1 protein-coding gene is annotated in these 433 nt (G+C 57.3%); it reads right to left on the bottom strand.

What is annotated here, in order from left to right; translation table 11 throughout:
* The coding region (locus tag AC097P_RS24905) for a phosphatidate cytidylyltransferase (RefSeq protein WP_479613091.1) at window positions 1-386 on the bottom strand (386 nt) is incomplete at its 3' end.
* Window positions 387-433 lie beyond the last annotated feature (47 nt).

Genomic DNA, 433 nt, shown 5'->3' with positions numbered 1-433 from the left:
CACACCACAACACCAATCATGCCGCCGAATGCACCCTCCCAGGTCTTACCGGGACTGATGGATGGCGCCAGTTTTCGCGTGAAAAATCGCCCTCCCAACGCTCTACCAGCGAAGTAGGCGAATATGTCTGCAACCCATACCAGAACCAAAACCGAAAACAAAAAATTGATGCCCATGGTGCGCGCCTGGGACACGGCAAGCCAAGCCACCCATAACGCAAAAACACCACCCACCAAACGTAGGGGCCTGGGCACAGCAGCCCAAGCCTTGACCCCGCCGTACAACAGCCAGGCTCCCAAAAAAACCCAAGCGCTACCAGTGATCAACCACAAAGTCTTGAGCGGGGTGTATAGCAGTCCACCATACCAGGACAGCAGGCACGCCACCGCACACACGCCGCCTGCGAACAGGGAGGCCGATGGACCACATTCGT

The organism is Rhodoferax sp. ZS1R8 (genome assembly GCF_056521325.1).
Note: the sequence above shows the minus strand (reverse complement) of the source record. Positions and strands in the feature narration are given on the sequence as shown.